Here is a 12,699-nt window from a genome sequence, read left to right on the forward strand (position 1 = left end):
AGCTCCAACGCTGCGCAATGTGAAAGCTACGCGTTTCCGCCGGTTGCTCAAGCCGCGCCATTTGGCGTATCAAAAACCGCCGAGGCTCTAATCGCAGCCGGATGAAAGTTCAGTGGCAGGTCAAGAGCACATCACCACCAAGCGTGGCCGTGTTCAAAGATTTACCCGACAACACGCCGATGAGTTTTCGGCAAAGCTCCGTAGCTCGATTCGGCAGGCCGAAATATCCAGGGATCCTCTTTGCTACTCTGATCAAAGTGGCACGTTCAGCACGAGAACGACACTGATGCGCCATTTGGGCGGGAAAGAGCGAATACAACCAATTTCCCATGTTGAAGTGAGAGCATTCGATGCGCGAGAAGCCACACGATATCGCCCGCCGGGGAATTGGTATGCACCTCTACTTGTTCTGCGTGAAGAGGAATCGCTGGCGTTGATCAGGTTGAACAACGTGGTTCCAGCTATGAGCGATCCGCTATCTTTAGGTATATATCTGGAAAATTGGCGGAATTCCGGATTCGAATTACCTTCATATCACATTGAATTGCTGCTGACCGATTTTAAAGTGGATCAATTCATAGCATGTGTCACAGATGCCGGGTTGGACGTAGTGATTGACCCTATTTTATCTGAAAGCGACGACTTAGAGGTGGTTAGAGGTTACCCTATATACTCTCTGCCAATGCTTGAAGCGATGCGAACGACTGCCCAATGAACGTTTACGAATAGGACCAAAGTTCCTTGGTGGACGCTATAGCTCCGTGCTAGAGAAGCATTGGAGTTCTGGCGATATCTTGAGCCCCCTCAAGCCGCCCGCCTCCCCCGCACCCACTCTCCAGCCCTCAACCTCGCCTCCGCATCACACGCGAACACATCCTCAACAGTCACGGCCGCCCCCCAGCCGGTCATCTCTTCCATGACCGCCTCGGCCACGTCGGCCATCTCCAGAAATCCGATCTTCTCCTCCACAAAGGCCTCGAACGCGGTTTCTTCCGCCGCGTTCATGATGGCGCTTTGCTGGCCGCCGCGGGTCATGGCGAGGCGGGCGAGGCGGAGTGCGGGGAAGCGGGTTTCGTCGGGGGCCTCGAAATCGAGGCGGGCGAGCTTGGCGAAGTCGAGGCGTTCGACGTTGAGCTTGGGGCGCGCGGGGTGGGCGAGCGCATAGCCGATGGCCGTGCGCATGTCAGGGCAGCCGAGCTGGGCGAGCACCGAGCCATCCGTGTAGCCGACCATGGAATGGATAACGCTTTGCGGGTGGACGATGACTTCGATCTGTTCGGGCGCGACGCGGAAAAGATGCTTCGCCTCGATCATCTCCAGCGCCTTGTTGAACATCGAGGCACTGCCGACGGAAATCTTCAGGCCCATTGACCAGTTGGGATGCACGCGGGCGACGGCTGCGGTGACGCCCGCCATCTGCTCGCGCGTCCATGTGCGGAACGGCCCGCCGGATGCGGTGAGCACGATGCGCTCCAGCGCGTGGCGCTGGTTTTCCTCCAGCACCTGGAAGATGGCATTGTGTTCGCTATCGACCGGTAGCAGCTTGCCGCCGGCCTTCTCGACCGCCTCGACGAAGAGCGCGCCGGCGGAGACGAGGCATTCCTTGTTGGCGAGCGCGATATCGGCGCCGCGCCGCGCGGCGACTAGCGTGGGCGCCAGACCCGCCGTGCCGACGATGGCCGCCATGACAAGGCTCGCCTCCATCTCGGCGGCCTCGATGAGGCCCGACTTGCCGGCGGCGACCTGAATGCCGGTTCCCGCAAGTGCCGATTTCAGCTCGGAATAGAGCTCTTCACTGGCCGTGACGGCGAGCTTGGCGCCTGAGGCCATCGCCTGTTCGGCGAGCAGTGGAATGTTGCCATTGCCGGTCAGCGCCAGAACCTCGAAGGCCTCGCGCCCGCCCAACTGCCCGATCACATCCAGCGTCGAGACGCCGATCGAGCCCGTCGATCCGAGAACCGTTATCTTGCGCATGCCATACCCGCCCTGTCCTAGAGCAGGTCTGGTGAAAAACGGATCACCGGAAATGCTCTATCTCTTTGTTTTAGCGCATTTCCGGACGGAAAACCGGTTCCCACTTTTCCTGGAAATGCGCTAGAGAGCCGGCTATAGCACCGCGAAGAGGCCTCGTCACGCCTGCGCTTGGCTGCGTTTTGCGTGAAATCCGGCAAGATCATCCAGAATGGGACAATCCGGCCGCTCGTCACCGTGGCAGCAATCGACCAGCGGCTGGAGCGCTGCTTTCAGCGATTGCAGCGCCTGGATCTTGGCGTCGATTTCCGTGAGCCGCTGCTCGGCCATTGCCTTCACATCCGCACTTGCCCGGTTGCGATCCGTGTAAAGCGAGAGCAGCAGCCGGCATTCATCGATGGAAAAACCGAGATTGCGGGCGCGATGGAGAAAGCGCAGGCGATGCACATCGCTGAGGCTGTAGTCGCGATAGCCGTTCTCCGCCCGGTCGGGCGCGACGAGGTCGATGTCCTCATAATAGCGGATCGTCTTCGCCGGCAGGCCGGAGCGTTCCGAGGCTTCACCGATATTCATGATCCGCTCCCTTTCACAGTTTCAGCTGCCGCAGCCGCAGCGCATTGGAGATCACCGAGACGGATGACAGGCTCATCGCCGCCGCCGCCAGCATGGGCGAGAGCATGGAACCGGTGATCGGATAAAGCACGCCGGCGGCAATCGGCACGCCGACGACATTATAGATGAAGGCGAAGAACAGGTTCTGCTTGATATTGCGGATGGTCGCAACCGCCAGATGCCTGGCCTTGACCACGCCTTGCAGATCGCCCTTCACCAGCGCGATGCCGGCGCTTTCAATCGCCACATCCGCGCCCGTGCCCATGGCAATGCCGGTATCGGCGGCGGCCAGCGCCGGCGCATCATTGACGCCATCGCCCGCCATGGCAACCGAGCGGCCCTCGGCCTGCAACCCGTCGACCAGCGCCTTCTTGCCCTCCGGCAACAGGCCGGCGCGGACATCGTCAATACCCACGCGCGCGGCCACCACGCGGGCCGCCGCGTCCTGATCGCCGGTCGCCATGATGACCCGCAGACCCGCAGCCTTGAGCGCGGCAACCGCCTCCTTCGCGGATGCCTTCACCGGATCGGCCGCCGCAATCAGCCCGGCCGGACGGCCATCGACGGCCAGATACATCACCGTCGCGCCATCTGCGGAAAGCCGTTCCATGGCGGACGTCAGGTCGGAAACGCCGAGATCGATCTGGCCCATCATGGCCGAATTGCCGAGCGCAACGCCGCGCCCGTCAATCTCGCCCGTCACGCCCTTGCCGGAGACGGAAGCAAAATTGGCGACATCGCGAAGGGAGAGCCCCTTTTCTTCCGCCCCGTTGAGGATTGCAGAGGCCAGCGGATGGCCGGAGCCCTTTTCCAGCGAGGCGGCAAGCGCCAGAACCTCGTCTTCCGAAAAACCGTCAAACGCCGTGACGCCCGCAAGACGCGGCTTGCCCTCGGTGATTGTCCCGGTCTTGTCGATGACCAGCGTATCGGCCGCCGCCAGCCGTTCGAGTGCCGCCGCATTGCGGATCAACACGCCCGCCTGCGCGCCGCGCCCCGTTGCCGCAATCACGGAGACGGGCGTCGCCAGCCCCAGCGCACAGGGGCAGGCAATCATCAGCACGGAAACCGCCGCAACGATCGCATAGATAAAAGACTGTTCCGGCGCGAAGACGAGCCACGCGATGAAGGAGACGAGCGCCACGCCCACCACCGCCGGCACGAACCATCCGGCAACGCGATCGGCCAGGCTCTGGATCGGCGCACGCGACCGCTGGGCGCTCGCGACCATTTTCACGATCTGCGACAGCATTGTGTCGTCGCCAACCTTGGTGGCCTGCATGACGAAACTGCCATTGCCGTTGATCGTCCCGCCGGTGACAACATCGCCGGCATTCTTCTCGACCGGCATGGATTCGCCGGTGATCATGCTCTCGTCTACCGAGGAGCGCCCCTCGACCAAGGCGCCATCCACCGCCACGCTTTCGCCCGGCCGCACGCGGATGCGATCGCCGACCAGAATATTTTCCAGCGGCACGTCATATTCAGACCCATCGGCATTGAGCCGCAGCGCCTTTTTCGGCGCGAGATTGACGAGCGCCTTCAGCGCATCGCCCGTCTTCTCGCGCGCCTTGAGTTCCAGGATCTGGCCTAAGAAGACCAGCGCAATGATGACGACGGAGGCCTCGAAATAGACCGGTACGCCGCCGCCATGCCCCGTCATGTGATGCGGGAAAATGCCAGGGAAGAAGGCCGCGACCACGCTATAGCCAAAGGCCGCCGACACGCCGAGCATGATCAGCGTCCACATGTTGAGATGCCAGGTCTTCACCGACACCCAACCGCGATGGAAGAACGGCTGCGCCGCCCAGAGCACGACGGGAGCGGCAAGGATCATCTCGATAAACACCGATATCCGCTCGCCGATCCACTCCCGGATCGGCAGGCCCAACATCGGCCCCATGGAGAGAATGAGCAGCGGAACGGCAGCCGCCACACTCACCCAGAAGCGGCGGCCAAAATCGACAAGCTCCGGGTTCGGCCCATCGGCCTGTCCGTCCATCGGCTCCAGCGCCATGCCGCAGATCGGGCAGGTTCCGGGACCGTCCTGAATGATTTCCGGATCCATCGGGCAGGTGTAGCGCGCCACCTTGGGCGCAGCCTTCTTGCGCCGCTTGGAATTGCCGGAGAGATAGAAGTAGGGGTCGGCGTCGAACCGCGTCAGGCATTTCGGATTGCAGAAGTGATATTCCGTGCCCTTGTAGACAAGCTTCGGCTTGCCGGCATTCAGCTTCACCGTCATGCCGCAGACGGGATCGATCGCGGTCGGAACAGGCGCGCCGTCAACCGGCAGCGCTTCAGAATTCATGCTCATGTCGAGCCCTCCAGGATATTTTCCCGAAGGCTAATCCTTCCAGTCGCTGGAAGGTCAAGACAAAAAACACCGATGCGCCAAATGACGCACCGGTGCTCTCAAACGATCGGTCAGATCGACTTAGTAGCCGCGCGGGCAGCTGTCGATGTAGCGGCGGCCGTAGCGGTCGCGGTAGTAGCACTGGCCCGGCTGTTCGGAGACGTGGCCGAGAACGGCGCCCGTTACGCCACCGATGGCAGCGCCGACAGCTGCACCACGAACGTCACCCGTGATCGCGCCGCCGAGGATCGCGCCGCCGACGGCGCCAATGCCCGCACCCTTTTCGGTCTGCGTGCAGCTGGTGACGGCGAGCGCCACCAGAATCAATGCAATAGCTTTCTTCATGATTGTCTCCCTGTGAAACGGGCGGAGCCAGATATACCCCCCCATCCGTACTAATTACCATGGATCACGCGGTTTCCGCGAGAGCCAAATGTTTGAACTAAATACCAATCTGGCTCAAATTGTGGAAACGTACCCGCACCACCCTCGCGTCCGATCAGCCATTTGCCGGCGGATAACGTTTGGCAAGGCAAAATGTTTCAATTCTTTTACACATTCCGATGTTTCGGTTGATTGCCGCGTGAAATCAGCAAATACTCTCCCCACTGCGTCTGCTAATCTAGGGAGGAATGCATGACGAAAGTGACGTTGACCGTAAATGGTCGAAAGGTGAGCGGAGAATGCGAAGATCGCACCTTGCTCGTGAACTTCATCCGCGAAAATCTGGGCCTGACGGGAACGCATGTCGGTTGTGACACCACGCAATGCGGTGCCTGCGTCGTCCACATGGACGGCAGGTCGGTCAAAAGCTGCACGATTCTCGCAGTTCAGGCCTCCGGCTCCGAGATCACCACGATCGAAGGACTGTCCTCGGGCGATACGCTGCACCCCGTGCAGGCCGCCTTCAAGGAAAACCATGGCCTTCAGTGCGGCTTCTGCACGCCCGGCATGGTCATGACCGCCGTCGACATGATCCGCCGTCATGGTGGACAGCTCGACGAACAGACGGTGCGCCAGGAACTGGAAGGCAACATCTGTCGTTGCACCGGCTACCACAACATCGTGAAGTCGATCCTGTCTGCCGCCGATGAAATGGGCGGCGCGAAACAGGCTGCTGAATAAGGCAGGCGAGGAAGGTTCGGCGAATTCCGCCTTCGGCGCTGCAGTCCTGCAGCATCCGGATGCGGAAAGCTTTCCGAACACGATCCGCACCTGCTGAAATCACTTTTCGTTATTCGCTCTTCTGGGAGGATGAGACATGGGTGTTGAAGGTATTGGCGCACGCGTTGCGCGCAAGGAAGACAAGCGCTTCCTGACCGGCAAGGGCCGGTATGTGGACGACATGAAAGTGCCGGGGATGAAATATGCGTTCTTCGTACGCAGCCCCCATGCACATGCGAAGATCACGAACATCGACCTTTCCGCTGCCAAGGCCATGCCCGGCGTCATCGACGTGCTGGAAGGCCGCTCGATGAAGGAAGACGGCATCGGCAGCCTCATCTGCGGCTGGATGATCCACTCCAAGGACGGCTCGCCGATGAACATGGGCGACTGGCGCCCGCTGGCTTTCGACACGGTTCGCTATGTCGGCGATGCCGTGGCCATCGTCGTGGCCGACAGCCTTGGCGAGGCGCGCGATGCGGCCGAAGCCGTGGTGGTCGACTATGATGTCCTGCCCGCCGTCACCGAAGCGATCGACGCGATGAAGCCCGGCGCGCCGCAGGTTCACGCCAACGCCCCCGGCAACCAGATCTACGACTGGACCATCGGCGACGAAAGCGCTGTCGATGCGGCACTTGCCTCTGCCGCCCACGTCACCGAGATCGATATCCACAACAACCGCCTGTCGCCGAACCCGATGGAGCCGCGCGCGGCGCTTGGCATCTATGACGGCGCTGAAGATCACTACACCTGCTACACCACGAGCCAGAACCCGCATGCGGCCCGCCTCGTGATGAGCGCCTTCTATAATGTCGCGCCGGAAAACAAGCTGCGCGTGATTGCCCCCGATGTCGGCGGCGGTTTCGGTTCGAAGATCTATATCTATCCGGAAGAAATCACCTGTCTCTGGGCCTCCAAGAAGACCGGCGTTCCGGTCAAGTGGACCTCGGACCGCACCGAAGCCTTCCTCACCGACGCCCATGGTCGCGACCATGTGTCCAAGGTGAAGATGGCCTTCGACGCCAACCATCGCGTCACCGCGCTGAAGGTCGACACGGTCGCCAATTTCGGCGCCTACATGTCGCTCTTCTCGGCTGCGGTGCCGACCTATCTCTATGCGACGCTGCTCTCGGGCCAGTATAATCTGCCGGCCATCTTCGCCAATGTGCATGCGGTCTACACCAACACTGCGCCTGTCGACGCCTATCGCGGTGCCGGCCGTCCGGAAGCGACCTATCTGCTCGAACGCACGATGGAAACGGCAGCCCGCGAGCTTGGCATGTCGCCGGCAGAGCTGCGCTCGATCAACTTCGTGCGCCAGTTCCCGCACCAGACGCCGGTCATCATGAATTACGACACCGGCGACTTCCAGGCCTCGCTGGACGCCGCCATGGCGGAATCCGACTGGGCCGGATTCCCGGCCCGCAAGGCCGAAGCCGAACGGCGCGGCAAGAAGCGCGGCATCGGCATGAGCTGCTATATCGAAGCCTGCGGCATTGCGCCGTCGGCTGCGGTCGGTTCGCTCGGCGCCGGCGTCGGCCTCTGGGAATCGGCGGAAGTGCGCGTCAACGCGGTCGGCACGATCGAAGTGCTCACCGGCTCGCACAGCCACGGCCAGGGCCATGAGACGACCTTCGCACAGCTCGTCGCCTCCCGCCTCGGTCTGCCGATGGACAGCATCTCGATTGTCCATGGTGATACCGACAAGGTCCAGATGGGCATGGGCACCTACGGCTCGCGCTCCGGCGCTGTCGGCATGTCGGCCATCGTCAAGGCGCTCGACAAGGTCGAAGCCAAGGCGAAGAAGATCGCCGCTCACCTTCTGGAAGCCTCCGAAAACGACATCGTCATCGAGAACGGCGAACTCAAGGTCGCCGGCACCGACAAGACGCTGCCGTGGTTCCAGATGGCGCTCGCCGCCTACACCGCCCACAACCTGCCCGCCGGCATGGAGCCGGGCCTGAAGGAAGGCGCGTTCTACGACCCGTCAAACTTCACCTTCCCGGCCGGCTGCTACATCTGCGAAGTCGAGGTCGATCCGGATACCGGCAAGACCCAGATCATCCAGTTCGTCGCAGCCGACGACTTCGGCAACATCATCAACCCGATGATCGTCGAAGGCCAGGTTCATGGCGGCATCGCGCAAGGGATCGGCCAGGCGCTGCTCGAAGGCGTACAATATGACGCCTCGACGGGACAGTTGCTCACGGCCAGCTACATGGACTATGCCATGCCGCGCGCCGACGACCTGCCGTCCTACAAGCTGTCGCACCAGACCACGCCCTGCCCCGGCAACCCGCTTGGGCTCAAGGGCTGCGGCGAGGCCGGCGCAATCGGCTCGCCGCCGGCTGTGATCAATGCCATCACGGATGCCATCGGCAACAACAACCTGACCATGCCCGCCACGCCTGCAAAGGTCTGGGCGGCACTGCACGGCCACTGAGGAGAAGCAACCATGTATGAGACGAATTACCACCGCGCCTCTTCCGTGGACGAGGCAGCCCAGCTGATGGGCAATGCTGGCGAGGGCAAATACCTCGCCGGCGGCATGACGCTGATCGCAACGATGAAACAGCGTCTGGCGTCCCCGTCCGACCTGATCGACCTGCGCCACATCGCGTCCATGAAGGGCATCACGGTCAATGGCCGCCATGTCACCATCGGCGCCGGCACGTCGCATTATGACGTTGCAAGCTCGGAGGCACTCCGCGCCGTCTGTCCGGCGCTCTGCCATCTGGCGAGCCATATCGGCGACCCCCATGTGCGCCACATGGGCACGATCGGCGGCTCCGTCGCCAATGACGACCCGGCAGCGGACTATCCGTCCGCCGTTCTGGCGCTCAACATGACGGTCAAGACCAACAAGCGCGAGATCGCCGCAGACGACTTCTTTGTCGGCATGTTCGAAACCGCGCTGGAAGACGGCGAAATCATCGTCTCCTTCTCCTTCGAGGCACCGGACAAGGCCGCCTACCAGAAGTTCCCGAACCCGGCGTCCCGCTACGCCATGGCGGGCGTCTTCGTGGCGAAGAAGGGGTCTGACGTGCGCGTTGCCGTCACCGGCGCAGGCTCCAACGGCGTCTTCCGCCACACCGGCATGGAAGCAGCGCTCAAGGCCGCCTGGGCACCGGATGCGCTCGCCGCCGTTTCCGTCGATGCAGGCCTGATGATGGCCGACATCCACGGCAACTCGGACTATCGCGCCAACCTGGTGAAGGTCATGGCGAAACGCGCAGTCGCCGCTGCCGGCTGATGTCCAGCAGCACGCGTCGAATATGACAATGAAGTCCGCGGCTCAGCAACTGGCCGCGGATTTTTTATATGAACCAGCAAAGTTTTTTCGCTTTCCGAAATCCAGACCGGCCTGGTTTACGTTTTCAATAGGCAATGCCGATGCAAAAATCCGTTATCAGAGACAACAGCCCTGCAATCTTAACAAATCTGCCGAGAAGGCCAGACAGGGGCGATAAACGGGCAAGGCGAGGGGCGGCTTAAGGAAAGCGGAATAGCAGCGCATGATCTCAAAGCTCGAATTCTTCATCGCTCTGGCAAGGGCCCGGCATTTCGGGCGCGCGGCGGAGGAATGCGGCGTCACCCAGCCCACCCTCTCGGCCGGCATTCGCCAGCTTGAGGATCAGCTGGGCGTGCTTCTCGTCCAGCGCGGCTCGCGGTTTCAGGGCCTGACGCCGGAGGGAGAGCGTGTGCTGATATGGGCGCGCAAGATCGTCGCCGACACCCGCGCCTTGCGAGACGAGATGCGGGAAGTGCGCTCCGGCCTCTCCGGGCACCTGCGCCTTGCCGTCATCCCCACCGCGCTGGCCTTTACGCCGAAGATCACCGAAATCTTCAAGAAGCGACACCCCGAGGTGACCTTCTCGATCCGGTCTGCGACCTCGGACCAGATTCTGGACCTGATCGAAAACTTCGAAATCGACGCCGGCGTGACCTATCTCGAGGGCGAACCTGTCGGTCGCGTGCAGACTGTGCCGCTCTACCGCGAACGCTATTACATGCTCGTCGCGCGGCAACATCCGCTGGCAAGCCGCGCCCGTGTGACCTGGGCAGAAGCTGCCGCCGCCGATCTCTGCCTTCTCACCACCGACATGCAGAACCGGCGCATCATCGATCGCCATTTCGAGGACGTGGGAACGCGGCCCCGCGCGCGGATGGAATCGAACTCCATCGTCGTGCTCTTCTCCCATGTGCTCTCAGGCGAGTGGGCAACCATCCTGCCCGCCGGCATGATCGAGGCCTTCGGCTTCCAGAACAGGGTTCGTGCCATCGAGCTGGATCATCTGGAATCCGGCCATATGGTTGGCATTGTCACCGCACCCCGCGACCCCGCCACGCCGCTGGTGCGCGCCCTTCTCGCTGCCGCAAGAACGATAGCCGACCAGGAGCAATCGGCGATATCTTGATAGAAATTCTCTATCAATTGACGAATAACGAATATTGACCGACGTCCATCCGATAGCCATGGTCGCTTCATAGAATGCGGCCTGCAGATTGGACCGGGAGGTCTTCCTTTGAATATTCACAATCCCCTTGGCGGTCCTCTCGGCGGCGTAGAACTGCGCGCGCTCGAGATCGTCGGCTCCCTCAAATCGCTGGAAGGGCCTCTCCTGCCCATCCTGCATGCGCTTCAGGAAGAGTTCGGCCACATCCCGCAGACCGTCCTGCCGCTGATTGCCAGGGAACTGAACCTGTCGCGCGCCGAAGTCTATGGCGTGGTGACCTTCTATCACGATTTCCGCCAGGACCCCGCCGGCCGCCATGTGCTGAAGCTCTGTCGCGCCGAGGCCTGTCAGTCGATCGGCGGCGAGGCCTTCTGCAATTCGGTTCGCGAGGCGCTCGGCATCGACTGGCACGAAACGACACCGGATGGCCGCGTCACGCTGGAACCTGTCTACTGTCTCGGCCTCTGTTCCTGCGCGCCAGCCGCGATGCTGGACAATGAACTGATCGGCCGCGCCGACCTTGCCGCCGTCAAGGCCGCCCTTGCGGAGGCCGGACAATGAGCATCAGGATCTACGTCCCCCGCGATTCCGCCGCCGTTGCGCTTGGCGCAAACCATGTGGCAAAGGCCCTGCAATATGCCATCGCCTCCGAAGGCCATGACGCCGTCATCATCCGCAACGGCTCACGCGGCATGCATTGGCTGGAACCCCTGGTCGAAGTCGAAACGCCGGAAGGCCGCATCGCCTATGGCCCGGTGAAGCCCGCCGATGTCGAGCCGCTGATTGAAGCCGGCCTTCTCCAAGGCAAGGCCGGCCACAAGCTCTGTCTTGGGCCCACCGAAGACATTCCCTTCCTGAAAAGCCAGACCCGCCTCACCTTCGCCCGCTGCGGTGTCATCGATCCGCTGTCGCTCGCCGACTATGAGGCGCATGGCGGACTGAAGGGCCTGCGCTCAGCCCTGTCCATGCATGCCGCCGAGATCGTCAAGGAAGTCACCGATAGCGGCCTGCGCGGTCGCGGCGGCGCCGGCTTCCCGACCGGCGTCAAGTGGAACACGGTTCTTCATGCCAAGGCCGACCAGAAATACATCGTCTGCAATGCCGACGAAGGCGACAGCGCTACCTTTGCCGACCGCATGATCATGGAAGGCGACCCCTTCGTGCTGATCGAAGGCATGGCAATTGCCGGCCTCGCGACCGGCGCGACGAAGGGCTATATCTTCACCCGTTCGGAATATCCCCTGGCAATCGAGGTGTTCAACGCCGCGATCGAGATCGCCCGCGCCGCCGGCATTCTCGGGCACTCTGTCCTTGGCTCGCACCACGCCTTCGACATGGAAATGCGCGTCGGCGCCGGCGCCTATGTCTGTGGCGAGGAAACCTCGCTCTTGAACGCGCTGGAAGGCAAGCGCGGCATCGTCCGCGCCAAGCCGCCGCTTCCCGCCCTCGAAGGCCTGTTCGGCAAGCCGACCGTGGTCAACAATGTCATTTCGCTTGCCTCCGTGCCGATCATTCTGGACGAGGGTGCGGAGTACTATCGCGACTTCGGCATGGGCCGTTCGCGCGGCACGATCCCGATCCAGATCGCCGGCAATGCGAAATATACCGGCCTCTACGAGACCGCCTTCGGACTGACGCTGGGCGAGATCGTCGAGACGATTGCCGGCGGCACGGCCACCGGCCGGCCGGTCAAGGCGGCGCAGGTCGGCGGCCCGCTGGGCGCCTATTTCCCGCCCGCCCTCTTCGACACACCCTTCGACTACGAAGCCTTCGCCGCAAAAGGCGGCCTCATCGGCCATGCCGGCATCACGGTCTTCGACGACAGCGCCGAGATGCTGAAACTCGCCCGCTTCGCCTTCGAATTCTGCGCGATCGAGAGCTGCGGCAAATGCACCCCCTGTCGCATCGGCTCTACACGCGGCGTCGAGGTCATCGACAAGATCGCCGCCGGCATCGAGCCTAAGAAGAGCCTCGATCTCGTCACCGACCTCTGCAACACGATGAAATTCGGCTCGCTCTGCGCGCTGGGTGGCTTCACGCCCTATCCGGTGATGAGCGCGATCATGCATTTCCCGGAGGATTTCGTCGGTGGGACCAAGCTGGAGGCGGCGGAATGATGCCCGCGTCGGGAAGCACCCCCCTCTC

11 protein-coding genes are annotated in these 12,699 nt (G+C 62.2%); 7 read left to right on the top strand and 4 right to left on the bottom strand.

The window, feature by feature from the left end; translation table 11 throughout:
- Positions 1-112: 112 nt before the first annotated feature.
- The gene (locus tag LQK84_RS20940) at positions 113-715 is read left to right on the top strand and encodes a hypothetical protein (protein WP_230830675.1); all 603 of its coding nucleotides are present in this window, start codon (positions 113-115) and stop codon (positions 713-715) included.
- Positions 716-804: 89 nt separating this feature from the next.
- On the opposite strand, the gene dxr is transcribed toward LQK84_RS20940, so the two are convergent.
- The 4 genes from dxr to LQK84_RS20960 form a co-directional block, all read right to left on the bottom strand.
- Positions 805-1,974 carry a 1-deoxy-D-xylulose-5-phosphate reductoisomerase gene (gene dxr, locus LQK84_RS20945; protein WP_230830676.1) on the bottom strand — a complete coding sequence of 390 codons (1,170 nt, stop codon included), beginning with the start codon at positions 1,972-1,974 and terminating at the stop codon, positions 805-807.
- Positions 1,975-2,130: 156 nt separating this feature from the next.
- On the bottom strand, positions 2,131-2,544 hold the full coding sequence (cueR, locus tag LQK84_RS20950) for a Cu(I)-responsive transcriptional regulator (RefSeq protein ID WP_230830677.1): 414 nt from the start codon (positions 2,542-2,544) through the stop codon (positions 2,131-2,133).
- Between the two features lie 13 nt (positions 2,545-2,557).
- Entirely contained in the window at positions 2,558-4,894 is a 2,337-nt protein-coding gene (locus LQK84_RS20955; protein ID WP_230830678.1) for a heavy metal translocating P-type ATPase, read from the bottom strand.
- A 120-nt stretch (positions 4,895-5,014) separates the two neighbouring features.
- On the bottom strand, positions 5,015-5,278 hold the full coding sequence (locus tag LQK84_RS20960) for a glycine zipper domain-containing protein (RefSeq protein WP_112696762.1): 264 nt from the start codon (positions 5,276-5,278) through the stop codon (positions 5,015-5,017).
- Between the two features lie 291 nt (positions 5,279-5,569).
- Between LQK84_RS20960 and LQK84_RS20965 the strand changes: the two genes are divergently transcribed.
- The 6 genes from LQK84_RS20965 to LQK84_RS20990 all read left to right on the top strand — a co-directional run bounded on the left by LQK84_RS20965 (position 5,570) and on the right by LQK84_RS20990 (position 12,671).
- A complete protein-coding gene (locus LQK84_RS20965) occupies positions 5,570-6,058 on the top strand; it encodes a (2Fe-2S)-binding protein (protein ID WP_230830679.1) in 489 nt (162 codons plus the stop codon).
- 136 nt (positions 6,059-6,194) lie between these two features.
- The gene (locus LQK84_RS20970) at positions 6,195-8,540 is read left to right on the top strand and encodes a xanthine dehydrogenase family protein molybdopterin-binding subunit (RefSeq protein WP_230830680.1); all 2,346 of its coding nucleotides are present in this window, start codon (positions 6,195-6,197) and stop codon (positions 8,538-8,540) included.
- Between the two features lie 12 nt (positions 8,541-8,552).
- Positions 8,553-9,350: an FAD binding domain-containing protein gene (locus LQK84_RS20975; protein ID WP_230830681.1), complete on the top strand. Its 798-nt coding sequence runs from the start codon at positions 8,553-8,555 to the stop codon at positions 9,348-9,350.
- Between the two features lie 262 nt (positions 9,351-9,612).
- Entirely contained in the window at positions 9,613-10,515 is a 903-nt protein-coding gene (locus tag LQK84_RS20980) for a LysR family transcriptional regulator (protein WP_230830682.1), read from the top strand.
- Between the two features lie 108 nt (positions 10,516-10,623).
- On the top strand, positions 10,624-11,115 hold the full coding sequence (locus tag LQK84_RS20985; protein WP_230830683.1) for a formate dehydrogenase subunit gamma: 492 nt from the start codon (positions 10,624-10,626) through the stop codon (positions 11,113-11,115).
- Positions 11,112-12,671 (top strand): formate dehydrogenase beta subunit, encoded by a 1,560-nt coding sequence (locus tag LQK84_RS20990; protein ID WP_230830684.1) that lies wholly within the window; start codon positions 11,112-11,114, stop codon positions 12,669-12,671. The genes LQK84_RS20985 and LQK84_RS20990 overlap by 4 nt, the downstream gene beginning before the upstream one ends.
- Positions 12,672-12,699 lie beyond the last annotated feature (28 nt).

Origin of the sequence: Rhizobium sp. C4 (assembly GCF_021026315.1) — a bacterium.
Lineage (GTDB): Bacteria > Pseudomonadota > Alphaproteobacteria > Rhizobiales > Rhizobiaceae > Ensifer_A.

Excerpts from the sequence above, each read along its gene's own strand:
- LQK84_RS20955 (WP_230830678.1), bottom strand. The coding sequence starts at position 4,894 with ATGAGCATGAATTCTGAAGCGCTGCCGGTTGACGGCGCGCCTGTTCCG.
- cueR (WP_230830677.1), bottom strand. The coding sequence starts at position 2,544 with ATGAATATCGGTGAAGCCTCGGAACGCTCCGGCCTGCCGGCGAAGACG.
- dxr (WP_230830676.1), bottom strand. The coding sequence starts at position 1,974 with ATGCGCAAGATAACGGTTCTCGGATCGACGGGCTCGATCGGCGTCTCG.
- LQK84_RS20960 (WP_112696762.1), bottom strand. The coding sequence starts at position 5,278 with ATGAAGAAAGCTATTGCATTGATTCTGGTGGCGCTCGCCGTCACCAGC.
- LQK84_RS20980 (WP_230830682.1), top strand. The coding sequence starts at position 9,613 with ATGATCTCAAAGCTCGAATTCTTCATCGCTCTGGCAAGGGCCCGGCAT.
- LQK84_RS20965 (WP_230830679.1), top strand. The coding sequence starts at position 5,570 with ATGACGAAAGTGACGTTGACCGTAAATGGTCGAAAGGTGAGCGGAGAA.
- LQK84_RS20975 (WP_230830681.1), top strand. The coding sequence starts at position 8,553 with ATGTATGAGACGAATTACCACCGCGCCTCTTCCGTGGACGAGGCAGCC.
- LQK84_RS20970 (WP_230830680.1), top strand. The coding sequence starts at position 6,195 with ATGGGTGTTGAAGGTATTGGCGCACGCGTTGCGCGCAAGGAAGACAAG.
- LQK84_RS20990 (WP_230830684.1), top strand. The coding sequence starts at position 11,112 with ATGAGCATCAGGATCTACGTCCCCCGCGATTCCGCCGCCGTTGCGCTT.